General features: G+C 42.3%; 25 protein-coding genes. 19 read left to right on the top strand and 6 right to left on the bottom strand.

Features of this window, described 5'->3' with window-relative positions; translation table 11 throughout:
* The first annotated feature begins 221 nt into the window (after nt 1–221).
* From L8S15_RS08255 to L8S15_RS08245, 3 genes are all read left to right on the top strand, one after another.
* On the top strand, nt 222–1835 hold the full coding sequence (locus L8S15_RS08255) for a methyl-accepting chemotaxis protein (protein WP_280572543.1): 1614 nt from the start codon (nt 222–224) through the stop codon (nt 1833–1835).
* 131 nt (nt 1836–1966) lie between these two features.
* Complete coding sequence (locus L8S15_RS08250) at nt 1967–3115, top strand: hypothetical protein (RefSeq protein ID WP_016798535.1); 1149 nt, start codon at nt 1967–1969, stop codon at nt 3113–3115.
* 9 nt (nt 3116–3124) lie between these two features.
* Complete coding sequence (locus L8S15_RS08245; protein ID WP_016768828.1) at nt 3125–3535, top strand: phosphate ABC transporter substrate-binding protein; 411 nt, start codon at nt 3125–3127, stop codon at nt 3533–3535.
* Nucleotides 3536–3648: 113 nt separating this feature from the next.
* Here L8S15_RS08245 and L8S15_RS08240 read toward each other — a convergent pair whose 3' ends face one another.
* Nucleotides 3649–5199 carry a DHA2 family efflux MFS transporter permease subunit gene (locus L8S15_RS08240; RefSeq protein ID WP_010429371.1) on the bottom strand — a complete coding sequence of 517 codons (1551 nt, stop codon included), beginning with the start codon at nt 5197–5199 and terminating at the stop codon, nt 3649–3651.
* 3 nt (nt 5200–5202) lie between these two features.
* Nucleotides 5203–6267, bottom strand: a complete 1065-nt coding sequence (locus tag L8S15_RS08235) for an HlyD family secretion protein (protein ID WP_010429374.1) — start codon at nt 6265–6267, stop codon at nt 5203–5205.
* A 127-nt stretch (nt 6268–6394) separates the two neighbouring features.
* Here L8S15_RS08235 and L8S15_RS08230 point away from each other — a divergent pair, with 127 nt between their 5' ends.
* Entirely contained in the window at nt 6395–7306 is a 912-nt protein-coding gene (locus L8S15_RS08230) for a LysR family transcriptional regulator (protein WP_010429377.1), read from the top strand.
* 188 nt (nt 7307–7494) lie between these two features.
* Here L8S15_RS08230 and L8S15_RS08225 read toward each other — a convergent pair whose 3' ends face one another.
* The gene (locus L8S15_RS08225) at nt 7495–8352 is read right to left on the bottom strand and encodes a polysaccharide lyase family 7 protein (protein WP_102364196.1); all 858 of its coding nucleotides are present in this window, start codon (nt 8350–8352) and stop codon (nt 7495–7497) included.
* A 365-nt stretch (nt 8353–8717) separates the two neighbouring features.
* On the opposite strand from L8S15_RS08225, the gene L8S15_RS08220 reads away from it, so the two are divergent.
* Together L8S15_RS08220 and L8S15_RS08215 are read left to right on the top strand one after the other, a co-directional pair.
* Nucleotides 8718–9251, top strand: coding sequence for a YbhB/YbcL family Raf kinase inhibitor-like protein (locus L8S15_RS08220; RefSeq protein ID WP_016784198.1), 534 nt, complete (start codon nt 8718–8720; stop codon nt 9249–9251).
* Between the two features lie 97 nt (nt 9252–9348).
* The gene (locus tag L8S15_RS08215; RefSeq protein ID WP_280572533.1) at nt 9349–10161 is read left to right on the top strand and encodes an AraC family transcriptional regulator; all 813 of its coding nucleotides are present in this window, start codon (nt 9349–9351) and stop codon (nt 10159–10161) included.
* Nucleotides 10162–10175: 14 nt separating this feature from the next.
* Here the strand turns inward: L8S15_RS08215 and L8S15_RS08210 are convergent, their stop codons facing one another.
* Nucleotides 10176–11369, bottom strand: coding sequence for an MFS transporter (locus tag L8S15_RS08210; protein WP_280572531.1), 1194 nt, complete (start codon nt 11367–11369; stop codon nt 10176–10178).
* A gap of 133 nt (nt 11370–11502) precedes the next feature.
* Here L8S15_RS08210 and L8S15_RS08205 point away from each other — a divergent pair, with 133 nt between their 5' ends.
* From L8S15_RS08205 to L8S15_RS08175, 7 genes are all read left to right on the top strand, one after another.
* Nucleotides 11503–12834 carry a D-serine ammonia-lyase gene (locus tag L8S15_RS08205; RefSeq protein WP_280572529.1) on the top strand — a complete coding sequence of 444 codons (1332 nt, stop codon included), beginning with the start codon at nt 11503–11505 and terminating at the stop codon, nt 12832–12834.
* Nucleotides 12835–13055: 221 nt separating this feature from the next.
* Complete coding sequence (locus tag L8S15_RS08200; RefSeq protein WP_280572527.1) at nt 13056–13856, top strand: hypothetical protein; 801 nt, start codon at nt 13056–13058, stop codon at nt 13854–13856.
* A gap of 251 nt (nt 13857–14107) precedes the next feature.
* Nucleotides 14108–15172, top strand: coding sequence for a tryptophan--tRNA ligase (trpS, locus tag L8S15_RS08195; RefSeq protein ID WP_010429395.1), 1065 nt, complete (start codon nt 14108–14110; stop codon nt 15170–15172).
* Between the two features lie 199 nt (nt 15173–15371).
* Nucleotides 15372–15773 (top strand): hypothetical protein, encoded by a 402-nt coding sequence (locus L8S15_RS08190; RefSeq protein ID WP_029203168.1) that lies wholly within the window; start codon nt 15372–15374, stop codon nt 15771–15773.
* A gap of 139 nt (nt 15774–15912) precedes the next feature.
* On the top strand, nt 15913–16386 hold the full coding sequence (locus L8S15_RS08185) for a hypothetical protein (protein WP_010429401.1): 474 nt from the start codon (nt 15913–15915) through the stop codon (nt 16384–16386).
* 358 nt (nt 16387–16744) lie between these two features.
* Nucleotides 16745–17605: a delta-class carbonic anhydrase gene (locus L8S15_RS08180; RefSeq protein WP_010429404.1), complete on the top strand. Its 861-nt coding sequence runs from the start codon at nt 16745–16747 to the stop codon at nt 17603–17605.
* Nucleotides 17606–17851: 246 nt separating this feature from the next.
* Nucleotides 17852–18478 carry a LysE family translocator gene (locus L8S15_RS08175; protein WP_016784203.1) on the top strand — a complete coding sequence of 209 codons (627 nt, stop codon included), beginning with the start codon at nt 17852–17854 and terminating at the stop codon, nt 18476–18478.
* 144 nt (nt 18479–18622) lie between these two features.
* On the opposite strand, the gene L8S15_RS08170 is transcribed toward L8S15_RS08175, so the two are convergent.
* Nucleotides 18623–19228 carry a short chain dehydrogenase gene (locus tag L8S15_RS08170; RefSeq protein WP_010429409.1) on the bottom strand — a complete coding sequence of 202 codons (606 nt, stop codon included), beginning with the start codon at nt 19226–19228 and terminating at the stop codon, nt 18623–18625.
* A gap of 153 nt (nt 19229–19381) precedes the next feature.
* On the opposite strand from L8S15_RS08170, the gene L8S15_RS08165 reads away from it, so the two are divergent.
* The 3 genes from L8S15_RS08165 to L8S15_RS08155 all read left to right on the top strand — a co-directional run bounded on the left by L8S15_RS08165 (nt 19382) and on the right by L8S15_RS08155 (nt 23140).
* Nucleotides 19382–20266 carry a LysR family transcriptional regulator gene (locus L8S15_RS08165; protein ID WP_280572505.1) on the top strand — a complete coding sequence of 295 codons (885 nt, stop codon included), beginning with the start codon at nt 19382–19384 and terminating at the stop codon, nt 20264–20266.
* Nucleotides 20267–20682: 416 nt separating this feature from the next.
* A complete protein-coding gene (locus L8S15_RS08160; protein WP_280572681.1) occupies nt 20683–22209 on the top strand; it encodes a methyl-accepting chemotaxis protein in 1527 nt (508 codons plus the stop codon).
* 385 nt (nt 22210–22594) lie between these two features.
* Complete coding sequence (locus tag L8S15_RS08155) at nt 22595–23140, top strand: type II secretion system protein (RefSeq protein ID WP_280572502.1); 546 nt, start codon at nt 22595–22597, stop codon at nt 23138–23140.
* Nucleotides 23141–23237: 97 nt separating this feature from the next.
* Here the strand turns inward: L8S15_RS08155 and L8S15_RS08150 are convergent, their stop codons facing one another.
* The gene (locus tag L8S15_RS08150) at nt 23238–24620 is read right to left on the bottom strand and encodes an MATE family efflux transporter (RefSeq protein ID WP_016794780.1); all 1383 of its coding nucleotides are present in this window, start codon (nt 24618–24620) and stop codon (nt 23238–23240) included.
* Between the two features lie 388 nt (nt 24621–25008).
* On the opposite strand from L8S15_RS08150, the gene L8S15_RS08145 reads away from it, so the two are divergent.
* The 3 genes from L8S15_RS08145 to L8S15_RS08135 all read left to right on the top strand — a co-directional run bounded on the left by L8S15_RS08145 (nt 25009) and on the right by L8S15_RS08135 (nt 26784).
* A complete protein-coding gene (locus L8S15_RS08145) occupies nt 25009–25323 on the top strand; it encodes a hypothetical protein (RefSeq protein WP_016784207.1) in 315 nt (104 codons plus the stop codon).
* A 120-nt stretch (nt 25324–25443) separates the two neighbouring features.
* Nucleotides 25444–25947, top strand: coding sequence for a hypothetical protein (locus L8S15_RS08140; protein ID WP_016784208.1), 504 nt, complete (start codon nt 25444–25446; stop codon nt 25945–25947).
* Nucleotides 25948–26403: 456 nt separating this feature from the next.
* The gene (locus tag L8S15_RS08135) at nt 26404–26784 is read left to right on the top strand and encodes a hypothetical protein (RefSeq protein WP_155244175.1); all 381 of its coding nucleotides are present in this window, start codon (nt 26404–26406) and stop codon (nt 26782–26784) included.
* The last annotated feature ends 124 nt before the right edge of the window (nt 26785–26908 follow it).

The raw sequence follows: 26908 nt of genomic DNA, 5'->3' as shown, positions 1-26908 counted from the left end.
TGAATTGAGTTTTAGTGTCCATAGCTTTTGGTCTGCGATAGAAGTCTTGATGCTAAGCGCTAATAACTGTTACGAATCTAGGTGTATATGATTTACCGTATTTATGTGTTTAATCGAAATTATTTATGGTAATCATGCTTTATCTGAATTGTTGCCGCGTACACCCGCAAGTATTCTTACAAATAAGACACGGTATATTATTCCGTTTATAAGGATATTTGATGTTTTCCCTTTCTATAAAAAATAAAGTTTTGGCTTTGTGCCTTTTTTCTTTTGCTGGCTTCAGTAGTATTTTATTTGTGGGCGAAAGGGCCTTAAGTAATAACAATCAACAAGTAAATCGAATTGATGAAGTTATCTATCCGATAATGGACTCATCTTCGATGAATCGAGTGTTAATACCTCAACTCGCCGAACGTTTTAATTTAGCGGTGACGTTGGGTGATGAAGAATTATTGGCAATGAACGTCACAACATACAAGGCGATTATTGCGAACTTTAAACTGCAGTCTGAGTTAGATCCATCCATAAAATATTCGATTACTGAACTTCAAAGAAGTACGAAAGCTTACTTTGATTCAGCGTATCGAATAGCTAAAGGAATGATTGACGAAGATATTTCATTAAGTGAAGCAGGGCAACTGGCTAAACAGAGCAGTGAAATACTAGAAGGTTTAACCAAAGGGGTTAATGACTTTTCCGAGGCTCGAATTTCTGATTTCGAAAGCTCGGTAACTTCCCTTGAAGAAAACAATCTTCGTTCAAACCGGATCATGAGAGTGCTTGGTGTTGCTGCATTGATTTCATTGTGTTTATTTGGCTGGTTTGTTGTCTATGCAATACGTAAAGACTTAGCCAATATCAGTGACAAAATGAGAGACATAGCAGAAGGCGAAGGTGATCTAACAGTTAGGCTGAAGCATGAGAAAAATGATGAACTTAAACCACTAGTTGATTCGTTTAATTCATTTGTTTCTCAATTACAACGTAATGTGACAGACACCATTGAAAACGTGGTGGCGTTGGATTCTATTTCGCGTTCTTTAGTGAGCACAAGCCAAAACACGCGCACTTTGTCCAAGAATCAACACTTGGCTATTGAAGAAGTATCCCAATCGTTACAGCAGCTATTTAGCGCGGCTAAAGATATTGCTCACAATGCAAGTGATGCATCTTTGTCTGCTACAAGTGCGAGCGAGCAAGCGTCTATGGGCGAAGTGCAAGTTAAGAGTACTATTCTTGCGGTACAAGAACTCACCACAGATGTACGTCAAGCTTCTCAAGTGGTTGGGCAACTCGATACCAATACGCAAAGTGCAGGATCGATACTAGATTCAATTAGCGCGATCGCAGAGCAAACTAACTTACTTGCATTAAACGCGGCTATCGAAGCGGCCAGAGCGGGTGAGCAGGGCAGAGGCTTTGCTGTTGTGGCTGATGAAGTTCGTACATTAGCATCAAGAACACAAAGCTCTACGCAAGAGATCCAGTCCGTGCTGTCTCAGCTGCAAGAGCAAGCTAAAATGGCGTCAAAAATTATCTCGGAAAGTGCAATCAAAGCTGAGAATTGTGTTGAACAGTCGTTGGTGGCGGAGAAATCTCTTATTCAGATCACCAATGATGTGATGGAAATTAGTCAACGTAACGATAGCATTGCATCGGCAACTGAAGAGCAAGAACAAACCTCTTCTCGTATTGAAATGTTTGTAACGGATATCCGTGATATGGCTGAAGGTACTACTGACAGTGTTCAACAAGTCGATTCAGTCGCTCAGGATATTCAAAAAATCACACGAAACCTATCTGAACTAACGGGTCACTTTAAGATCCGTTAGCTTTCCTCAATTCTTCCTGCTGTTTTTTTAAGTGACGTTTTTCTTGATTTTCACCAAGAAGAACAGCGGGAGTTTGCCTCGAATTTGGGGCTGAAAATAATAAAAACTAAAACATAACTGTGGAGTTCGTTATGAAAAAGACACTAATTGCTGCTTTGGTGAGTGTTGCTTGTGGTGCAAATGCTGCAAGTATGGAAGATATTAATATTAGTGGTTTTGGTTCGGTTGGAATCGGTAAAGCGAACAATGATGTCAATTATGCGGGATACACCAGCGATAATCTGCAATGGGAGCAAGAGATGCTTGCTGGACTTCAGTTTGACTTTAATGTGAATGAGAAAGCTAAATTTGTAACGCAGATTGTTGCGAATAGTCGTTATGACTACGAACCAAAGATCGAGATGGCGTATGCATCATACGACTTTGAACGTTTTACTGCTCGTGCTGGTAAGCTACGCCTACCGCTGTTTTTCTACTCAGATTACACGGATCTTGGTTACGCTTATCCGATGATTCGTCCTTCGCAAGAGCTGTACGAAAATATCGTTTTAAAAAGCTATACCGGTGCTGATCTCTTGATCCCAGTAGAATTCGTTAATTCAAGTTTATTGATTCAACCCGTTATTGGTGTTGGCACCATTGACGAAGACGACTCTATTGTTGGCGAAGTTAAATTAGACAAATTGATGGGTGTGAGTGCGAACTGGAACGTAGGGGATATGACGTTCCGTGGTTCTTACTTTGTTGCTGAATCGAACCCATCTTGTAACTTTAACGACGATAGTCTGTTTGCTGACCCATATTGTCGAATGGGCAAAATGTTAGACAGTAAAGACGGTCAGTTTATTTCACTTGGTGCACAGTATGACAACGGTGATTTAATCGCTAACATCGAAGGTGCGGATGTGCAGCTAGATGGTGAGTTCTATGACTATCAATCTATTTCTGCTTTAGTTGGCTATAGAGTCAATGAGTTTACTCCTTATTTATCAATCAACTGGGTAGAAACGACTGACAATGAAGAGCGTACTAATATGACAGGCGTTCAGTCTGCTCTTAGAGAGGCTTTAAACTACGAGCGTCTATCTTACTCTGTTGGTTCACGTTGGGATTTTGCTAAGAATATGTCACTTAAAGTTGATGTTACTTACGTTGACTACAAAGGTACTAGCGGCGGCTTCCAAGAGAATATCGAAACAGTCGGTACATATTTCGCAACAGGCAATTTCTTTGAAGATGACTCAATCTTGTATTCAGCTAAGTTAGACTTCGTATTCTAAGGTATCAGTATGAAAAAGTTACTAACGCTTATGGCAGCAACGTTTATTTCGTTTAATGCTGCTGCGGGTATGGTTGTTATCGGCAATAGCGCAGGTGTTGATGCGTTAACCAATGCTGATGTGAAAAAATTATTCATGGGTAAATCAAACCAACTGGGTAATGGCAGTAAAGTTCAAATTGTTGAGCTTGTTGATGGCGCTGAAGGTCGTATTGCTTTTCATGAAGTAGCAACGGGTCGTTCAGAGTCCCAACTGCAATCCGCTTGGGCTCGCTTAGTGTTCACTGGTAAAGCTGAAGCGCCGGTCCAAGTTGCTGATTACAGTGCCGTAATCAATCAAGTTGCTTCAAATACGAACGCGATTGGTTATGTTGATGAAGCTGCACTTACTGGCGATGTCAAAGTACTTCTTAAGTACTAATTTCTGGCGATACAACATAGCTCAATAAAGATCTACAAAGCCCGATAACGAGTGCGGTATCGGGCTTTCGTGTTTCTATGCTAGGTAAACCTGAATGATGGGCCAGTTTATTTTTAATCGCGCATGTTCAAAATTAGAACCGCAGCTAATGCCAAAAACGCTGTCATCATTAGGAATACGTCGTTGTAGGCCATGATTGCGGCGTCACGTTGCATGGTTCCTAACAGGCTAGCCTGAGCTTGTTGCATTGCTGTTGCGGCATCGCTTCCTGATTGGATAAAGAACGCTTGTTGATCTTTGAGTGTTTGCCAACCTAATTGACTAACAGAAGGCAGTGATTCCTTAATATGAGCCAAATGCTCACGTGTTTTATTATCAAGTAGCGTCGCAATAATCGCGATACTAAAAGCACCACCTAAGTTACGCATCACATTGGTTAAGGTCGAAGCATCGGGTGTATCCATTTTACTGATATTCTTCATCGCAACCAAAGACAGTGGAACCATAATAAATGGGCTGCCAATCGCGCGTAGAACCATCGATAGAATCAGCTGCTGACCACCAAAATCGATTGTCATGTGTGTGTTTACGTAACAACTTAAACCAAACATTGCGAAACCGAAGGTCACTAGGTATTTAGGTTTAATTATCTGTGTGAGCTTAGGTACAATCGGGAAAATCAGTAGCTGTGGAAACCCCATCCACATGAGCACCTGACCAATTTCCATCGCGTTATACTGTTGTATTTGTGTTAAGTACAATGGCAAAACATAAATGGACCCGAGTAACGCCATTCCTAAAATCAGGTAGGCGATACACGACATGGCAAATTGAGCATCCCGCAATAGCCGCAAATTAACCAAGGGCTTTTTGTGTTGGAGTTCGTTTATCACGAAGTAAACCAGACTCACCGCCGACACAATACTCAAGCCAATGATGAAACTTGAGCTGAACCACTCCTCGCGGTTACCTTCTTCCAGCACCACTTCTAAGCAACCCAATCCGAGTGCCATGGTGGCGATACCAAACCAATCGGCCTTTTTAAGGGTACCAAGATCGAGTTTTTCATCGTCTAAGCCATAGCGGATCATGGTGATCACGAGTAGGGCTGGCGGAATGTTGATGTAGAAAATATAGTGCCAAGAGAAGTTCTCCGTCAGCCAACCACCAAATGTCGGGCCGATCGATGGAGCAAAGGTCGCGGTTACACCAAATAATGCCATACCCACAGCCCGTTTGTTAACCGGCAGTAACTGAATCACCAATGAGAATGCGAGCGGGATTAAAGCACCACCACTGAAGCCTTGCATCGCACGGAACACGATCATCGAGGTCATATTCCAAGAAAATGAACACAGCAAAGATGAAATGGTGAAGATAGCCGTCGTCCACGTTATGTAACGGCGTTTACCGAGCGCTTTAGAAAGCCAACCACTGAGTGGGATAGCGATCATCTCTGCAACTAGGTAAGACGTAGAGATCCAAGAGCTTTCATCCAAAGTGGCAGATAGTGCGCCTTGAATGTCTTTAAGAGACGAGTTGGTGATCTGAATATCTAAGATCGCCATGAACGCGCCAACTAGCCCGCCAAATAGGGCAATCCAATGGCGAGTGGATACCTCGTGATCATCATTAGTTTGGGTGACAACACCAGCGTTGCTCATGGTCTAGCCTCGTTTGTCTATGGTCGCTACCACAGATAAACCAGGAAGAAGACGACCTTTTAACCCTTGCTGATCTGGAATCGTAATTTTTACTGGGACACGTTGAACAATCTTGGTGAAGTTACCCGTTGCATTCTCTGGTGGAAGCAGCGCGAATTTAGCACCAGTAGCAGGGGAGAAGCTATCGACCACGCCCTCAAGCGGCTGACCCGGAAAAGCGTCTAGCTCTACTTCAACTGTTTGACCTTTGTGTATACCACTGAGTTGTGTCTCTTTGAAGTTGGCTTCAATCCACACTTGATTATTTGGCACTAAACTCATCAACGGTGCTCCAGCTTGAATCAACAAACCTTCACGCACACTGCGTTTACCAATAACACCGTCGGTAGGAGCGTACACTTTAGTATAATCAAGGTTTAACTGTGCTTGTTCTCTTTGTGCTTGAGCTTCTGTTACCGATGCATTGGCTTGCTCTATCTCACTCGCAATTACAATTAACTGATCATTGGTCGCAACGAGATTAGCTTTTGCTTCTTCCAAATCGGCTTGGGTCACTTTTTGTTGTGCTACCATGCTGTCGACTTCATCTTGAGAGGCGTAATTGCGTTTTAATAGGCTACGAGAACGAACTACTTGTTGAGTCGCACGTTCGTATTCAGCTTGTGCGGAATCAACACGGCTTTCAGCTTGGTTTATTTTGCTACGTTGTAACGTCTGTTGTGCTACAAGGTTTTTCACATCGGATTGAACGACAGATAAATGGGCACTGGCCTGAGCAAGAGCCGATTGGTAATCACGGTCATCAATTTGCACCAACAAATCACCAGCTTTTACCGATTGGTTGTCACTCACGTAAGACTTTACAATATAGCCTGAGACTTTAGGGCTAATGTTAGTAATGTCGCCTTGAAGGTAGGCATTGTCGGTTGATTCAAAGTACTGACCATAACCGTACCAATATCCCGCGCCTGCTAAACCCAATGACAGCATGATCGCAGTGGCAATAAGCGGAGCTTTTTTACGTCTTGTTTTGCTTACTGTGTGCGAAGCGTTGTTTTTCTCTGTCATTTCTTTTTCTCATTTTGTTTTTATTTAGATGTAACGAATTGTAAATGAATATCATTAATTGATAAGATAGGAAAAAAGAGAAACACTGTTGCAAAAATTTTACTAATGATAGTTTTAGGAATACGTGATGGACTTAAATGCTGTAACTGTTTTTACACAAGTTGTTGATTGTGGGAGTTTTACGCAGGCTGCTGAAACACTTAACATGACTAAGTCGACCGTAAGCCGAAAATTGGCAGAGTTAGAACAGCATTTAGGTGTGAGGTTGATCACTCGATCGACCAGAAGTTTGCTACTAACACCAGAGGGAGAACGATTTTATCAATCAAGTATTCAAATGCATGAAATCATGAGCCAAGCCGAACTCGAAGTATCCGCAAATCAAGATCTGATTCGTGGCCCTTTAAATGTGGTACTCCCCGTCGAACTAGGTCACCAAGTGTTGGCTAAATATATACACAGTTTCTTGAAAGAACATCCAAATGTCACATTGAATTTGGAGCTGACGAATCGCGAAGTTGATATCATTTCGGAAGGTATCGACCTTTACGCGCAAATTGGTGAGCTAGTGGATTCAAGTTTGGTTTCTCGATATCTGACAACATCAAAACGTGTACTGGTAGCGAGTCCTGAATATTTAGAACAGTTTGGTGATATCAAAACTCCTACAGATCTAAAGTCACCATTTAGGTTGATTGAAGTCGTTAACAAAGCAGCACGCTTACCTAAATGGCATTTGCAGCTGGAGGATGGAGAGTCGATTTTGATAGAGTTGCCGTGTCAGTTGAGGGTAAACACGATTACAGCCTGCCTTACTGCTTGTGTCGATGGGTTGGGGATAGCCGTTTTACCGGAGTTCATCTGTCGAGATCACTTTCAAACAGGCAAATTAGTACGACTATTGCCTGAGTATGACATGCCTGAGGTATCCGTGAGTTTGGTGTATGCAGACAGGCAGTTGATGCCAAAGCGCAAGAAAGTCTTTATCGATTACCTATTAACAGCCTTTCAAAATAGAGTTAACGAAAGAACTGAATAAAGGCATATTGTATTGGAAGCAACAAAAGTAATCGGCTGCTTAACTGCTTAACTGCTTAACTCTAGCTATCCTGCTGTTCGGGTTAACTCATTAACAATGCTCAACAGCACGCACAGAAAAACGAACTTTCTAACAAGTCCGTTTTTCTGTTTCTGATGACTCAATGTGGTTGTAAGCCAAATTTTAAATTAGCTCTTTTTCTCTGTGTACTCTAGCTTGTAGAAGTGAGCTTCACTTTGTCCATTTGTAAATTGGTTATATACGCCAGCTTTGAAGTAGCTTAATAGGTGGCGCCAATAATCAATATCCTGCTCAACTTTACGTTCACCGTTTACGTCAACAATGAGTTTCTTATCACCAACGATTAGGTCAAATGCTGTTGGTTTGCCTTCTGGCGCTTTACCTAAGTCGAACTGAGAATATGCTACGTCTGATTTGCACATTTCTTTATCTTTGTTCTTCTTACCAAACGTTCCTTTACAAATGACAGCGTTGTTTTTAACGATTGCCCAGAAATGCCCTTCAATACCATTATTGTCACGTTTCCACACAACACGCAGCAAAGGGTGAGGGACATTGTGAGTACCGAGGTTATCTAGGCCTTTGTTGTGTACTTGTAGAAAAGTAATCTCGTCTTGTTTAGAGTCTGAGTTCTTCATCGACTCTTCAGGGTTTATGATCTCCACTTCCGAACTCAATTTGTATGTTTCATTTGCTAAGTCTGTGCGGAAGTTCTCCTGAACGCGTAGCTCGTTACGCAGGTGGTCATTTTTCATGGTAAAGACTAGCGCTTCACTTTCTTTGTCGACATAAAAATTGTTGTTCACTATGCCGTCGTAGTTATTATCGAGTGCAAAATAGCCTTTGTTGCCTTTCTTTCCGTTAGGATCTGAAATTTGAAGTTCAGATTCTGACAAAACATTTTGGTATTGAGAGTAATTAGAAGGTTCGCCTAAAGCTCCTTCTGGGTTCGAAAACTGAACATTAGCCGTTGCCGCAGAAGAAAAAGCAAGAAGGGCGTAGCAAGCGAGTAGGGTCTTATTCATCAAAAATATCTCTTTTGTATTATTATCGGTCAATATTGATATTGATATCACTTTTGAGGTTTATGTGAAAATATCTGTGTTTGAAATTGTGGTCGGTATCCAATTTTCTTGCACAAAAATAGAGAGAATTAGGTCTCGATAGGGATTGATGCTTGAAAGCCAAAAGGTGGATTTTTGCTTTAGTTAAATCGTGGTTGAGATAAGTGAGGTTATAGAGCCTGTTAAACGGAATATTTTCCAAAGAAAACTGGAATATACAGTAAGTATCATTTTAATGAGTTAAACTAGATAATTGTGTACTTATTGTCATTATCGGGCGGATGGAGGGGACTATACTGGACTCATACCTAATCAGAGGAACCACCATGAAAACACTCATTAAATCAGTATTGGCGCTTAGTATCTTAACAGCTGGCTCGGCTCAGGCATTCGAATTAACGAGTAATGATATTCAAGAAGGTCACCCAATGGCGAAGACGTTTGAATACTCAAGTTGGGGTTGTAACGGCGATAACCTATCACCACAATTGATGTGGAAAGATGCTCCAGCAGGAACCAAAAGCTTTGCAATCACGGCTTATGACCCAGATGCTCCGACTGAAAGTGGTTTCTGGCACTGGGTAGCGTTTGATATTCCAGCAACAGTGAGCGAGCTACCTCGTGGTGTCGACATCTCTAAAATGGGTGGCAAAGAAGGCCGCATAGATTATGGAACGGTAGGTTTCGGTGGCGCTTGTCCTCCTGAAAAAGGTGGCATGCACCGCTACCAGTTCACGGTTTGGGCATTGCCAACGGACAAGCTCAACCTAGACGAAAACACGCCGTCGGCTGTGGTTGGATTCACGTTGAACAGCATGGCTCTAGACAAAGCGAAACTGACGGCAACTTATACACGTTAATAGCTTTATACACGTTGATAATTTACACACGCTAATAAAGCGACCAGTTATTGATGCGATAGCTGGTCGTTGATAATAAGTAAACAAGGGGGATGAGATGAATCATCAATATCAAGTGACGATCTTTCGTGCAGAGCAGTTACAAAAGCTACGTAATGTGAGGATTCTATCTCCTAGTATCATTCAGATCATTACAGGCAGTAAGCGCCTGTTTTGGAAAGATTCAGCGGCAGAACTCTCACATTCTGAGCTGTTGCTGTGTGAGGCATCAGCTTCACTAAGTTTTGAGAACATGCCCCACAAAGGGCGCTTCTTATCACGAGTGTTCAGCTTTCAATTCCAACCTTCTCAGGCGATGCTTGGTTTAAGTGAGGAACGCTCGAATGATCTGGGGCTGCCGACAGTACAAGCGGACCGAAGCTTACAAGACTCACTCAACGCTCTGTTTTCCTTTGATAGACAAAGCATGAGTAAAGAGACCCAACAGTTTTGGTTGCAGGGCTTATACCAGCAATTAGCCGAAAAAGGGGTATTGCATCGATTGTTTGCCAGTGCCAACGTTTCGTTTAACCAAAAGCTCAGTCATTACCTTTCTCATTCACCTGATGAGAAGCATCCGCTAGAGTCGGTAGCGGAACGCTTTGCGATGAGCCGCGCCACGCTTATCCGTAAATTGAAACTTGAAGGAATGCAATATCGTGAGGTACTGGCTGAAGTTCGGTTGAGTCATGCGCTTTATCTGATGCAAAACGGACAGCAGAATGTTGCTGTGTTGGCTCAATCTTGCGGTTACCAATCAGAAGGTCGTTTTAGTCAGCGCTTTAAAGGCAAATTTGGTTTGTCGCCAAGCGAATACATCAAGACAGTCGTCAGCAATAGAGTCGCGAGCAATAAAGTCGCGACGCCATAACCATTCGGTTTGTCCTAAACGCTCACTTTCTTATCTCGTGCTGCCAATGCCGCAAAAATCGTGCACGCGAAAGCAACAGATGCGATCAGCAGAATGGGAACACTCCAAGAATCGGTTTGAGCATGAAGCTTACCCACTAGCGTTGGGCCTGTTGCCGCTAAAGCATAACCAATTCCTTGAGCCATACCAGACAACGAAGCCGCTTGACTGCTATTCGATGTTCTCAGGCCAACAAAAGAGAGCGCGATAATAAACGTAGAGCAGTTGGCTAATCCAAAGAGTCCCACCCAAAAGATTGCAAACTCAGGCAAATACAACAGCCCAATTAATCCAATAAATACACTCGAAGTACAAAGCGTGATGAGCCATTGTTGGTTATCGCTTTTACCTAAGAACGGCAGTAACAGCCATCCCGGAACCATGGTCGAAAATTGTAGAAATCCATAAATATAGCCCGCGTCGATTTCGCTGTAGCCAAGGTCGTTCAAGATCTGTGGAAGCCAGCCTGCCAAAGAATAGAAGGTAAATGAGTTAAGCCCAAGAGCTAGTGTCACTTGCCATGCAACGCCACTCTTGATCATCTTCTGCATCGGAATAGGCTTTTCTTGATACTTGTTATTGGTTGCTGAAGAAGAGCGCTTTCTGATCTTAGGCAACCAAATCATCAAAGCTAATATTGGGAATATTAGGTTCATTAACAGTGCTAATTGCCAACCCGTAATCGTGAATAAGGTTAGATTCGAAAACGGCACCATCAAACTTGAGCCTAACGTCGAACCGATGCCCATCGTAAAAATGTACAAAGAAGTGACTGTCGCAATACGAGTAGGGAAGCTAATTTTCACTACTACGGGCAACAACACATTACCAATCGCGATACCAAGTCCAATCATTACTGTGCCGATGTATAACGTCGGAATTGCTCCAAAAGAGCGCAGTGTAATACCCGAAGTGATCAAAACTAAGCCTAAGAGCAGGCTAGGTTCTAGCCCAATTCGTTCGGATATCTTGGTGACTAATGGTGAAAATAAGGCAAAAGTTAACAGTGGCAAAGCTGTTAAGAAGCCAGCAGCCGACGACGTAAGGTTGAGGCCTTCCATAACCTGAGAAAGCACAGGAGCTAAGCTCGTAAAAGGCCCACGCAGGTTAAGTGCTAGAAATAGAATCCCTAACATGACGAAAATGCTATTACGAAGAGAGACGCTCATAGGTTGTTCTACTGTTTGCTTATGAGAAGAAAAGCTAGCCTACAGGTCATTGAATGATTACACAAATACCGTTTAAATAGGTTTACTAATGATTGAACGTGCGCAGTACGCGCTTTACCAGAGAAGGTCACCCATGACTGAATTGAATATCGATAAACTCATCTCAGATTCCCCATTACTTCAACAATTGATTGCATTGGAAGAGGTGGTTTGGTTTAACCCAAACGTGACGACTCTGGAGCGCGGTTTACCTTATGTGGGATTGGGCGAACAAGATATTCATGATGCGAGTTTGAGGTTACAAAGGTTTGCTCCTTATCTAGCCAAGGCGTTTCCTGAAACTCAAGTGACCAATGGCATCATCGAGTCTGAACTTATCGATATTCCTTCGATGAAATTAGCGTTAGAAACCCATTATCAGCAGCCAATAAAAGGGCGTTTGATGATGAAGAAAGACAGTCATTTGCCGATTTCGGGTTCAATTAAAGCGCGTGGCGGTATCTATGAAGTATTAACGTATGCCGAACAACTTGCTATTAAAGCGGGCTTGCTCAGCGAAAATGATGATTACAGTAAACTGCTTGAACCTGAGTTTCGTGGTTTCTTCACACAATACAGCATTGCGGTAGGTTCAACGGGTAACCTAGGCATGTCGATCGGTATCATGAGTGCCAAGCTAGGTTTTACAGTGTCTGTTCATATGTCGGCAGACGCGAGAGCTTGGAAGAAAAGCAAACTCCGTGAGCATGGCGTCAACGTTGTTGAATATGAAGAAGATTATGGCGTTGCAGTAGAACAAGGACGGAAAGAGGCAGAACAAGATCCTCGATGCTTTTTCATTGATGATGAAAACTCGCAAGCTCTGTTTCTTGGCTACTCGGTGGCAGGGCAAAGGCTCAAACAGCAATTTGAACAACAACACATTTCAGTGGATAAAGAACATCCATTATTTGTTTACTTGCCATGTGGAGTAGGTGGAGGCCCCGGTGGTGTTGCATTTGGATTGAAGATGGCTTTTGGTGATCACGTGCACTGTATTTTTGCTGAGCCGACTCATTCGCCTTGCATGTTGCTCGGTGTTCACTCGGGTTTGCATGATGAGATCGCAGTGCAAGATCTGGGGATAGACAATCTAACTGCTGCAGACGGTTTAGCGGTGGGGCGTGCTTCTGGCTTTGTTGGTCGTGCGATGGAGCGTTTGCTTGATGGTTACTACACATTAACCGACGAGCACATGTATCAATTACTAAGTGAACTGAATCAAGCCGAGGGGATTCAACTAGAGCCTTCAGCACTCGCGGGTATGCCAGGTGCGATTCATGTTGAGCAAAATAGCGAATACCTTGCTCGTCTACAAATTGATGAGTCGACGCTAGCGAATGCAACGCATCTTGTGTGGGCGACCGGAGGAGGTATGGTGCCAGAGCAAGAAATGGCAGCGTACTTGGCTAAGTCAGCAGTTTAGTTCCTGAGTTTCTAGATAACAGATATTATCGAAGAGTGTTATTTCCCTGCCTGCGAAATACACTCTCTGTCCTTAATCTACTTTTCTCCTCACTTTAGTTTTCAATCAAACAATAACTTGCGCAGATCGTTATACAAAACACATATTTTATAAATTAAACTTCATAGATGTTCTAACTATCAGTTAGGTTGAATGGCATTCAACTTGATAGGGATTTAGCAATGCAAACGGATAAAGTGATGCAGACAAGACACATAAACACACCAGAAAAATTACTACAGCGTTTAGATGCGATTGGCGAGTCTTTAAAAGCGTCAGGTAAAGCTCATGCTCTATTAGGGTTAGGTTCAGTCGGTATTGAAACAGAACGACTTGATCAGTATTCAGATGTCGATTTTTTCGCGATAGTGCAAATGGGGCACAAGCAGTATTTCCTAGACAGTTTGCATTGGCTCTCAGATATTCATCCTATCGATTATGCCGTAAGAAATACTGTGGATGGTTATAAAGTGCTTTACGCTGACGGTATCTTTTGTGAATTTGCGGTGTTTGAATCCCATGAGTTAGCGCATATTCCATTTGCTGAAGGGCGCATTGTTTGGCAGCAACCTGAATTTGATACGCAGTGTTGTGTTCCACCAGTAAAAGGGGAGTCAGACGCTAATTCGCAAGAGTGGATCATTGGTGAGGCACTAACCAATCTTTATGTCGGCATGTCTCGTTACAATCGAGGCGAAAAGCTGGCTGGGAGTCGGTTCGTTCAATCTTACGCACTTGATCGTTTGATCGATCTTGTGGGTCAAACTGAACATTCTGAGCCTGAATTCGTCGATGAGTTTATGTCGGATAGAAGGCTAGAAGCGCGCTTTCCTAAGTTTGCTCAATTACTACCAACCTTTACCCAAGGTTACGAGCGTACGGCGGAATCGGCACTTGCCCAACTAGTGTTTCTCAACACCCACTTCACAGTTAACCAAGCTATGTGTGACCGAATCACTGAACTGTGTTCCAGTAAAGATTAAGACTATAACCGGTTAATCTTATGACCTATTTTCTTTGTGCGCGTAAATAACAGTTGTCGCTCGTCTGTATTGTTGATAGGTTTTAACCATGAAATTTAATTCTGTTTCAACTTCAATTTTCTTTTGGTGGTGCTCTCAATAGAGCAGCACGGAATACTTACATTCTTTAGCTGCTGGACGGTAGCTAAGAATGTCATCAAAAATGTCGCCTCTTTTTATCTCCAGTAGCCTTTTTAACTTGGAGATACACCATGAATACCAACTCAAAAAGCCATATCGACAGCAACAATAATACTGGCAGTAAGAACAATACCAACAAGCCTGAAATCATTCTGACTGGGGATAGGGCAACTGGGCCTTTGCATTTGGGTCATTATGTCGGTTCACTTAAACAGAGAGTCTCTTTGCAGCATATTCACAACCAAACGATCTTGGTCGCTGATATGCAAGGGCTTACCGACAATGCCCATAATCCCTCGAAGGTTTCTTCCAACATTCTCAATGTGGTCGCTGACTATCTTGCGGTGGGTATCGACCCGACCAAGACCACGATTTGTCTGCAATCACAATTGCCTGTGTTAGCTGAGCTCACGATGTTCTACAGCAATCTTGTTTCTATCGCTCGTTTGGAACGTAATCCAACGGTCAAAAGCGAGATTCAAAACAAAGCATTTGGACGCTCAATTCCAGCAGGCTTTCTCACTTATCCCATATCTCAGGCGGCAGACATCACCGCTTTCAACGCAACTTTAGTACCTGTCGGCGATGACCAACTACCGATGTTAGAACAAACCAATGAGATAGTGAGGAAAATGAATTCGTTGGCGGGTAAGCCAATCTTGAATGAATGCAGGCCACTTCTCAGTAATGCATCTCGCCTCCCTAGTACTGACGGTAAAAGTAAGATGTCTAAATCGATGGGCAACGCCATTAATTTGGGTGCGACAGAGAAAGAGATCAGAGCTGCAGTTAAATCCATGTATACCGACCCAAATCACCTACGAATTGAAGACCCTGGCAAGGTAGAAGGGAATATCGTGTTCACTTATCTTGATGCTTTTCACGCAGACGCTAATTATGTCAGTCAACTAAAAGAGCATTATCAAAAAGGTGGGCTGGGCGATGGTCAAACCAAAAAAGTATTGGAAGAGTGCTTGCAAGAAATGCTTCGTCCGATTCGCGAAAGAAGATCTGAGTTGCTGAATGACAAAGCGCAACTCATCGATATTTTACGCAGTGGCACACAAGTCTCCAGAGAAAGAACGCAAAAGGTATTGTTCGATGTGAGAGAGGTATTCGGTTTAAATATACTTTAGCATACGGGCTTAAATTATCGATAAGGTATGAGTGCTTTTACTAGCAGGTTCCGTAATTCTAGCGACTGATATGTAAATAAAGTCAATTGATTTGAATGAAGAGGGCGATTGATTTATAAAATCGCCTTTGTGATTAGTTCTTGATGTTGATATGACCAAGCACACTGTCAAAGCCATATCTTCAAGTGTTGGTAATTAAATGAAAAATAGGTCATTACTCTCCATCTCATTTTCGGTTCTGGCTTTAATGTCTGGCTGTTCAGATGTCGTTAGGAGTGAATATGCGACTTATGCGCAAGCCAAAAAAGAGCGATTATTTGATAGAGGTTGGTTACCCGACATTCTTCCAGCCTCAACTAAAAAGATTGAAGTGAACAACAACCTAGATAGCAACACATCAGATGGGCGCTTTATTATCAATGATCCTGAATTATCGGAATTTATTGCAACATTGGAACCGAATGAATCTAACAGCGAATTTCAGTTTATCAAAGGCGACAATGTTTGGGTATTCAAGGTTGGAGACGACGATTTAATTACCTATACACTTGGTAAGCTCGAAGATCCTGAAAGCAATCTGATTGAGGACTCTCATTATTAAGCTTAAGCTTAATAATGAGCACTAAACCCGTATACTCTTTCGAAAGCGGACTTTTCATATTTACTTGTCTTATCACTGGATGTCGTCAACTAAATAAAATACAATCGAACAATGTTTTATTGATTCATGCGTTGTCATTATGGTGAGAAACTTAACCACATTCATCGTTAGCCTGTTTTTCTTAACTGCTTGTTCGACTGCGAGTAATAACAAGCTCGAAGACAAGGCTCTGAGCAACGAAGATACTGTGTCAAAAGGTGTAGTAGAGGAAGAAAGTCATCTCGATGTCATAAAGATACATGCTGACACAAGTGTTGCGCTTTTACATGACGAGGTAGCTAGCCACGATTCTAATGTGACTTTAGACTCCAACACGCAGTCTGACTCAAAGCAAGACTCTAATTCAAATACAGAATCTGAATCTGTCGAAAACTCTCAAGCCGATGCGAAACTGGCCTCAGAAGATAGTGTTGAAGCTGGAAGTGAAAAAGGTATCGGAAGTTACTTTTTGCGCAATAACACACCGACCCAGAAAGTGATTAAATCTCTAGAAGGCGTGACAGACGCATTGAACGTCATGACATTTGGGATATTTGCTACAGGTCACGGGTAGCGGTTACACATTAGCTCCAACTCTACAGAACAAATCAAACGATGAAAGCGAGCCATGGGTTCGCTTTTTAGATCTTACCATTCTTTTTCATTGCTCTAATTGGTTTTCGTCAATCAGTGTTCTACGAGTTTGAGTCACGAGACCGTCAACGAAAATAGGAATTTATTCGTTATGGAAGGGACTCGCGGAATTTGCTGCACTTGACTTGTTATATGCATCAAGGGTTCTAATATTCCTCCCTAATTAAGCAATGAAATCTAATCTTACAGAGACAACCCTTATATTCATTGGTGAGCATAGTAAAATCTTTGCTGTAACGTGTATTTGGGTTTAGTTATCAATATTCTAGGGAAGAGATATGAAGAATAAGAGTCTATTTTTAAGTGTTGCGATGGTGATGTTGTCAGCTCAAGCGAACGCATCAGATGCGAGTCATGAGTCTGTGGCAGACAGTGTTATCGCTGAACAAAGAGCGAACCTGTCCGAAAATACTCAAGGGAAAGGTTTCGGTCCGCAAGCCCCTCGTGATTTGGGGTCTTTAAAGGGGACCAACGCACGTTTGTTTTCGGATGCACCAGATTCTACCGCAATGAACTTGTGTAATATTCACTTCCACAAAAACGCTGAGCACAAAGGTGGAGAGTTTACTCAATACGCCGGCAACGGTGATGGTAAGGGCTTCCAAAGTGGTTTCAAATACACAGGTAAGCTAAGTGCGGCTGAACTTAAACCATTCGATCAAAAGGTTTGTCCAAGTGACCATGGTTCTCTTCACTCGGGAGATACTATTGAGGTGCATTACGTATATTCAACGGCGCAAGTTGAACCGGGTGAAACATTGGGCGCTTGTTTTAATAATGCAATTACCAATCCGCAGCTGCGTGTAGAAACCCAAGTTTTCGTGCTAGTCAATGACGGCAAAGCTCTCGACTTCGAAGCATTAGCGAAGCACTCTAAAGTCAACGGTTTAAACCAAGCTCCAAATATTCCACAAAATACGGGGTCAGCTATTCAATACGCAGGCTCTACAACGGGCCCTGGCTATAATGAACAAGGTTCGCCGTTCCAAGTAACATGGAGCGTGAGACCACAAGTAGCGAAAGTAAACATTGCGACGGTTGGCAGCTGGTGTGAAGGCAATGACTTCAACGAAGATCACGCGCATGGAGTGAGAAACATAGTTGTAAACCCAGAGTTGTTGTCACCAATAGCGAACTAATCTTGTCACGTTGATTTGTAATCAATATTTTTCAAAGGCGAGCCACTAGGTTTGCCTTTTTATGTCTTAACGAAAAATACCTTGGTTCTTGCTTACTAGACATGCTTACTGGGTAAATTACGTGTGACACTTATTCAAAACATGCGCAGCGCGAATCGTTGTTAGTCAAAAACGTTCTTTACCAGAATCAAGGCTGCATGGTACGTTCTGGATCAATCATGCTGACTTATAAGTAAGGACAAGCCGATGTCATTGGAAGGTGCAGTTACATTCTTTATTGCCATGTTTATATTTGGTATCACTCCAGGACCTGGAGTCTTTGCCATTTTAGCTCGTGGCATGGTTCAGGGATGGCGAAAATGCATCACTCTTTCGTTAGGAATGATATGCAGTGATCTTATTTATCTTACGCTTGCCTGTTTTGGTCTCGCGACGATTGCTGAGAATTGGTCGTTTTCTTTCGAGGTGATTCGCTACGTTGGTGCCGCTTATTTGATTTACTTAGGCTACAAGATGTTTAAGAGCCTACCTGAAGTGCAAGGTTCAGCGGAGCTCGCGGCCAAGCAAAGTCAGAAATCAGAACTCGCCAGTTTTGCGCAAGGGTTTTTAATTTCGGCATCAAATCCCAAAGTAATTTTGTTCTATATTTCGTTCTTGCCAACTTTCGTTGATCTAACGGTTTTGCGTTCACAAGATATCGTCTTGGTTTCTGTTTTAGCATCTGTTGCTCTGATGTCCGGTTTAATGCTAATTGCAATGGGGGCGGGCAGAATGGCAAGTTTACTTAAAACGCCACGCGCACATAAAAGATTAAACCAAAGTGCAGGTGGAATAATGATTGCGGCTGGATCATATTTGGCGATAAATCGATAAACATGACTTTTTAAGCACGATTTTCAAATAAGAAGGCGAACCAAATGGTTCGCCTTTTTTATTAGACATAGACGGATTATTAGGTATCGATCAAAGCAATTTTCATAAAAATCTAGCGCTTACAAAAACGTTTACTGACGAGATCTAAGCGTCTACGAAAATTACTTCACCAGTAAGGAAGCCATCGACTGAACGCTCGAAGGCTTTGCCTACTAATTTGCTTGGTACAGGTTCAAAGCCTGGCATCATTTCACCGTAAACATCCCATGCTTCAGCAAGAACGGTCGGGTTAATGACATTGATACGAGTATTTCTTGGCATTTCATAAGCGACACACTTTACGAAGGTGTCTATCGCACCGCTGGTGGTTGCGTCGGCAATTGCAAAAGGGATTGGTTTAACGTTCAATATGCCACTAATCAGCGTAAATGAACCACCGTCAGCGATGTACTTTTGGCCGATACGAACAAGGTTAATTTGTCCCATCATCTTGCTCATTACCGTGGTCATCCACTGTTCTTCCGTCATATCCGCAAAGGTATTGTATTCGCAGAGGCCAACGGTGTTCACAACCGCATCAAAGTGTCCAACGTTCTTGTACAGCGCTTCAATTGATTGTGGGTCAGTGATGTCAACAATATGGTCTACATCGCCAGAGCGACCCGCAGTGATAACGTTATGATTGCCTAAGCCCATTAATGCTGCTTGACCCATCTTGCCACGTGCGCCAATTAGAATGATTGTTTTCATGTTGTTCTCCGATCTGTATGTGTTTCGTTTCGATGGAAGAACTTTAACCAAATAACTAAACAAGTAGAAACAAAGCTTAATTGTGAGTGTTACTGGTTTTTCTTGTGCAGTGTTACACTCACAAAGAATCCAATTTCAGAGCGGTAGGTAAGTTTGAGCAAATTAGACCGATTAGACATAAAGCAACTCAGGGTTTTCCAAGCGCTAATACGTGAAGAGAACGCATCCAAAGCCGCCAATCAATTGGGGCTGACTCAGCAAGCTGTTAGTGAGCATTTGAAGAAACTAAGAGAAGTGTTCGACGATAGGTTATTTGTAAGGAAAACTAATGGCTTTGTCCCGACGACGTTTGCACAAGAGCTATCGATAGGAGTGGATCGTTTACTTATCGATTTCAATTTGTTGTTATCAAAGACCAACTTTGTGCCGGAGAAAGCTAACGGGACGTTTGTGATTGCGGCGACGGATTATGCCCAGCAGATCATCCTACCAAGCTTAATTGCAAAGCTAAGGGAGCAAGCGCCAAAGTTAAAGTTGATTGTGCGTGACTTCGAAATCGATAATCTGCAGGAGCTAATGGAAAGCGGTAAGGTGAACTTAGCCATCGCATTCCCTGATTACATTCCAGATAGTTATAAAGTCATTAAGCTGTTTGAAGAGAACCATGTGTGTGTTACTTCACCTCATTCATCTATCGCACAAACCACGCCTTCATTAGAAGAGGTTGCAAGTTATCCAACCATAATTGCGTCACCATCACGTCCAAACTTTAAAGGGTCGATTGACGAATGGTTTGGGAAGTTCGGATTAAAGCGCAATGTCGTAGTATCCGCCCCGTGTTTCTCGATTGTACCTATGTATTTAAACACCACTGACTCGATTGCTTTCTTACCATCCAGAGCGATAGAAGGGCTGAACCTAGTCAAACTTCCAATGGAACAATCGCCTGAGAGTTTCGATGTGATAGCCGCTTGGCACCCAAGGTATAACGATGATCCGCTACAAAAATGGGTGACGTCTTTGTTAGAAGTCGATTAATGGGAAGAGTGTTTTTGTATCGCAGCGAACCAAAGAAGGCTCTTGTTGGGCTGTCTATGTGATTAGATTAGATTTGATATTTCGACTTGAACCGACGCTACTTTAATTGGTGTTCTTGCACTTATTTGTTCATCGACATTTTTTTCTTCTAACCTGAACTCCAACTACTTGATTTCCAGTTAATTGACCTTTATTGAATGATTTTGCGTGTTGCATAAATGTGACCAATATATGTTTTTTATATTCTTCGGCTAAAGTTATCGGGCTTTTTACAGATAAAGGAATAGAGGCGAGCTCTAACACGAGATAAAACGTGCGAGCTTTGGTTTCGCTTTTTGAAACCTTTAGAGAACTTTTAACAAACTTGCGTCGAGACAACCTAAATGAAGAAAACAATCCTATTTGCCGTTTTTATTATGTTTGGCATTGCCGTCGCTGCGAGTATGGCGTCAACTTATTTCATTTCAAGCGAAAAAATTGATGAGATAATATTGAACAAATCTCAAGTTCAAGCTGAATTTTTGGCTGGGAATGCTGGGTATATCTTAGAGAATTCGGACAATCCAGTTCAAGATTTACAAAAGCTGGTGGGCGAGCTGAAACAGCGGTCTGATGTCACTTATGCCATTGTTATCGATAGTAACGTAAGTGCTATTGCTCACAGCGATAAAAATAAACTTAATAAGGTTTACGAAGATAGCTATACCGTTAAAGGTGCAACCCAAGGCGTACAACAGTATTCAAAATGGTACGCTGATGTTCAAAAAGTATGGGTGTTTGACATCATGGCACCTATCTACGTCAACGGTGAGCTGTACGGCACCTTTGATATCGGCATTCCTATCACAGAGGTTAGCCAAGCAACGAATGGCATTATTAGCTACCAGCTCGCTTCAATGGTTTTCATTTTTGTTGTTTGTCTCGTTGTTCTATCACTTCTTCTTAGTAAACTGATGCAACCTCTCTTGGTATTGAAAAATACATTGCATGATATTTCTGAAGGCGATGGTGATCTCTCAGTACGTTTGCCAATCAAAGGGAATGACGAAGTTGCTCAAATCTCAACGGCTTTCAATGTGTTTGTTGGTAAGGTCCACGAGATAATTACCCAAACGGTGAATACGGGTGTTGAATTAAATAGCACCGCTATTGGTCTTCGTGAGCAATCGCAGCAAGCATTGCAAAGAGGACAAGAACAGAACGAACAAACTATGTTGGTCGTGACGTCTATGAATGAAATGATTGCCACGGTCAATGAAATTGCATCTAGCGCGGCCAGTGCGGCCAGTGCGGCAAATATGGCTGCGAGTGAAACTCAAGAAGGTCATAAGACAATCGAAAAAACGTCGACTTCAATTTTGAATCTTGAAGCAGAGATGAATAGTGCTTCTGACATCATCGTGAGCCTTGCTGATAATACACAGTCCATCGGTACGATTCTTGACGTTATTCGAGGTATCTCTGAGCAAACAAACTTGCTTGCACTAAACGCTGCAATTGAAGCTGCGCGTGCTGGTGAGGCTGGCCGAGGCTTCGCTGTCGTTGCTGATGAAGTTCGTAATCTTGCGACAAAAACTGCGCAGTCTACCGATGAAATTGACAACATGATCAACCAACTTCAAACCGAAGCTAAGAACGCTGTTAGCTCGATGAGTAATAGTAAGAGCTTAATTGAAGACGGTACGACTGAAACAGAAATGGCTCGCCAAGCTTTGGAGAAAATTTCTACACAAGTTTTGGCCATTCTCGATATTAACACTCAAGTTGCCACAGCAACTGAGCAGCAATCAGCGGTGGCGAATGAAATTAATATGAACATGGATACGGTTAATAGCTCAGTCAAAAACGGTTTGAGCGCAAGTGAGAAGTTAGAGCAATCAAGCCAGCAGCTGGCAGAGTTGTCACAAGTTCTCGATCGTTATGTTGGTTCATTTAAAATCTAGACTTCCCAACATACCTCTTTAAGAGATGTGTGAGTCTCCAGTTATTGAATAGCGCTTATGTCATACATGAGCGCTATTTTTTTGCGATATGCAGACGCAGATACTCCGATAGAGCGCAACAGAAATGAAGAATGTACCTGCAGTGTAATATCGTGACAATTTAGCTCATTCAAAACAACGCGATCAAATAAGACAGCGACAACAAGGCGTTAATTTTCATCCTCTCATGCGCAAGGTCTAAAAATCGACTAAACAACAACTCTGACGCGACACATAAGGTGTCCCGCATCTCATCACGATGTATAGTTATTGATAATTCATTCAGTAATTGTATCTGTAGTTGTCAGTTGATGTGGGTGTTATGAAGAAAAACGGATTTACTTTAATGGAATTAATCATTGTGATCGTGATACTTGGAGTATTGGCCGTTACAACAGCCCCGAGGTTCCTCAATATTCAAGAGTCAGCGAGAGAAGCAGTACTTGCAGGTGTTGCGGGTGCGATGGAAGGCGTGATCACGCAGGTGACTTCTAAAGCTATTATCGCAGGGCTTGATCCTGACGCATCAAATCCAGGTGATCAGAGTAACTATGTAATCGATTTTGGTATCGGTAGCGTTGAGGTTGATTGGGGAACGCTTTGCCCAGAGAGCCGGGGAGAGTCGGGCGACAAATTGACGATGATCGACTTTATGACTTTGTCAGATGATGACAGCTTAACTTCTGATTTTGGTAATCGACACACTGTGGTCGGGTATGACTACGATTTTACCCAAGCTGAATTAGATAGTACGAACATAACTGACGCGGATCTAGAAACGCGCCAAGGTTGTTATGTTCTTTACGATTCTTTTGGTGGGCGAGTAACCGGAAATGAATGTCCTGCTGGTGGTTGTGAATGCACCGTTCGTGTAGTGAATGACGAATGTTAACCCAAATACATTAACTGACTTATAGAAATTCAATAAAAAAGCGCGTTATTGCCGAGTAGCAATAACGCGCTTTTTTGTATTAGCTTAATGGTCTATCTTAGTTTGCTATTGCTGCATCTGCTGGCGGCAAGTCACGCTTCTTAATCACGTATCGCAAGCGAATTAACATCAGCGTCGCTGAAACGCTCAATCCCGTTAGGATACCAATCCAAAAGCCTTCTTCACCCATTGCAGGAACAATGTGGTCTGTTAAGCCCAACACCATGCCCAGTGGTAGTGCTAAGCCCCAGTATGAAGCGATAGCTAAGATCATCGGGATCTTAGTGTCTTTATAGCCACGTAGTGCGCCGTTAGCAGACGTTTGCAATGCATCACTAAACTGGTACATCGCCGTAAAGGTCAACAATACTGCTGCTGTCGCGCTTATTGTAGGGTCGGTTGTGTAAAGCCTAATGATCCACTCAGGGAACAGTAAGAACATCGCTACTGAAAGAAGTGAGATTAATGCTGCAACTAAGATACCGACTTTGCTGCGTTCAATTGCGCCTAGTTCATCTTTCTCGCCTAGTGCATGCCCAACACGAATTGTAATGCCAAATGAGATACTCATTGGAATCACGTAAGTCAGGCTCGATATATTCAGAGCAATTTGTGCTGCTGCCACGTTCTCTGCACCAATACGACCAATCATCAGAGCGATTACCGCAAAGATACTGCCACATACCGCGATGTTCATCCCGATAGGTAAACCTAATCTTAGAAGGTGAAGCATTTCTTTAGCTTTTGGTTTTGCATCTGAAAAGTTGATGATGGTTTTGTAGTGGTGATGACCTTTAATGTAGGAATACAGCATTCCCGACATTAACCAATACACCAAACTTGTTGCCCAGCCACAACCCACAGCGCCCATTTCAGGGAAGCCGAACTTACCGTAAATAAGTACGTAGTTGACCGGAATATTCACCAACAAACCAACCACCGAAATGATCATTGGTACTTTGGTGTTGTTCATACCCTCACAGAAGCCGTTCAAAGTGTAGAACAGGGCAATACCCGGAACACCAAAGGCTAGGGCAAACGCATAATCGCTGCCGATAGGAATGATCTCAGCGGCGACTCCAATCCATTCTAAGATCGGTTTCGCACTCACCAAATAAGCGATAAGTAATACGCTAGCAATTAATGCCAACCAAACCATCTGGAAGAATTCAACAGAGATACTTTGAAAGTCACGTGCGCCGCGGTGGTAAGCGACAACGGGTGTTAACGCCATAATCACCCCACGTAGAAGAAGTAACACTGGGATCCAAAGGCTGGTGCCAAGTGCAATAGCGGCGAGATCGGCAGGGCTTACTTGGCCAGCCATTGTCGTATCGACAAATCCCATCGCTTGGGTAGCTATTTGAGTCAAAATGATTGGAATCGAAAGATGCATAAGCGCACCCGATTCACGAGTAAAAGGACGAAATTTCGTTAGCATGGAAGTTCACAACACCAATATAAATACACGAATGATGGCAGGATGGCCGGTGTGCATTTTAGGATGTGCCCCGTTGGGCGGGCGACAATATAAACACCTTACCGTATAGGGTCAAGCATTGGATTTATAGAGTTTTACTTGCTCAGTTGTATGGGTGGGTTCTGATGGTTACAACAGAGGTTTAACTCGAGTAACTTCATGATTTATTGGGATTCATACTAGGCAGGTAAATTCAATATTTGCCACGCTTATCACTAGGATGACGGTATAAGTGATTGTTATGGAAAGACAAAGGCTAGTACAATTGATGGCATAAAAAACTAGATAGAAAAATTTTGTAACTAAGTGTAGAGCTTTTTTATTTGAAAGGTGTTATACGAAAACTGGGATGCAAATGGAAATTACAGTTAAGAAAATCTCGAAAAGGTCTCTTTTCAAAATGCTCTTTATCGGCTTTAGTCTAAGCTTCTTTGTTTTCTTTTTAATGTGTGGCGTCGCATCCATATTTGGTGCGGAGACGGTAAAGTGGGAAGGCACACCAGTAACGGGTTTTTCCGGTCTGCTACTAGCCTTGGCAATGTGGCCAATATTTAGTTTGTTTCTAACATTATTTATGTGTTTCTTTGTAGCATTTGGCTTGTGGATTTACTCTTTGGTTAAACCTCTGAAACTACTCTTCAAAGAAACGGCAGAGCACAATTAACCATTTGTATAACAAGAAGGTTAAGTTTGATTCACAACATTTGGCACTTTCAATTCAAGCCGATTTTGAGTTTATGGCAAAATGGATTAACCAAGGTGTTAGCATTCAATTGAGGTCGTAATGTACGAAGTTGTTTATAATATAAAGTTTGAAGGGTTGTGGTCACTTTGTTTCGCTCTTCCCGGTTTGTTGTTTATATATATTTCAGCTGAAGGTTATAAAAATAGAAAGAAATTATCCAGTTGGGATGTACAAGTTGTTGGTAAGCCTGCGACTGAACAAAGCATAGGTATGGTTTTCAAAATACTCCTTATTTTTTCAGTGCTTTGGACTGCTTTAAGTGGGGGTAGCTTAATAATTCAATTATATTCCCTTTTATCTGATTACGGTCAGGGTGAATATGATGTTGTTGAAGGAAGTGTTGAGAACTTTAACCCGATGCCTTATGGAGGGCATCAACAGGAAAGTTTTACTGTTGAGGGCGTTAAATTTAATTATTCAGATTTTAGTATCTCCCCTGGTTTTAATAAGACTAAGTCGCATGGCGGGCCTATAAGAAAAGGGTTAAGGGTGAGGGTATCACATATAGATAATGTAATCCTGAAGCTTGAAGTGATGCGCTAAACACCGTGGTTTTTTATGCTTCACTTATGCTTACAAGCAATTTAAGCATACAGCCAAAGCGTGGCATTTTTACTGTGCGTTGATTTAAGCGTTTAAGGTGGTATTCGGTGGCTTCGGTATTACGTTATTCACCCCTTAAAATGGCGACATGGATTCCCCCGGTTGTCAAACAACCGCTAAACTTATGTTGATGGGTTTGGACTGCCGTGCCTTATTCGTTAGATGATAACTAGTGTGTCCCGCCGCATTAACAGGCTTTCAGTGAGTGCCTTAATATATCGCCACAATTAGAGTCTGCAATGACCCGGTTTTTATGATACTTAGGTCTCCACTTAAACAGCATAGTTTTCCTATTCTGTTTGATTGTGTAAAAGCGACCCTACGGAAATTATTGGAGGATGTGTCTATGACTTGTCTTAAGTACCGAGAAAAAGTGTTACTGATTTTTGTGTCAAAGTGCCTAAAAAATTTCTTTGGTTTTCATGGTATGGATATCAAAGACAGACCTTATGTCGAGAACATTTATTATCGGAATATCGCAAGTCATTTACTACGTCACAAGCGCGATTGGTTGTCTTCTACCCCGACTTTGAATACAAAAGAAAAGGTCTCTATCAATACCTTCCAACTCCATTGCGTGAATTTGAAGAGTTTGCCCTTCACGATAATAAACAAGGGGAAAGAAAAGAAGATTTATTCGTTCTGAAAGAGACCTTTCGAAAATTACGTGGGTTTTGCGAGAAATGCGGCAAACCGGCACGGGTTGCTTTTTTTGTACTGGTTCTTTTGCATGGGAACAAAAACCTTTTTCACCATGCACAACAAGTGATCAGATAATCATTTTTGCTATCTGTGCGCAGCCTGAAATTCTGTGTATGCAGTGCTGTTATTCGCAGGTTGAACCCTCATTATCCGCATGCGACTTAAAGTGACTTGATGGAATTCATCCTCTTCCTCAACA

The sequence above is a fragment of the Vibrio sp. S/42/10 genome (assembly GCF_029890535.1).
GTDB lineage: Bacteria > Pseudomonadota > Gammaproteobacteria > Enterobacterales > Vibrionaceae > Vibrio > Vibrio cyclitrophicus.
This window is presented reverse-complemented; position numbering and strand designations above follow the sequence as displayed.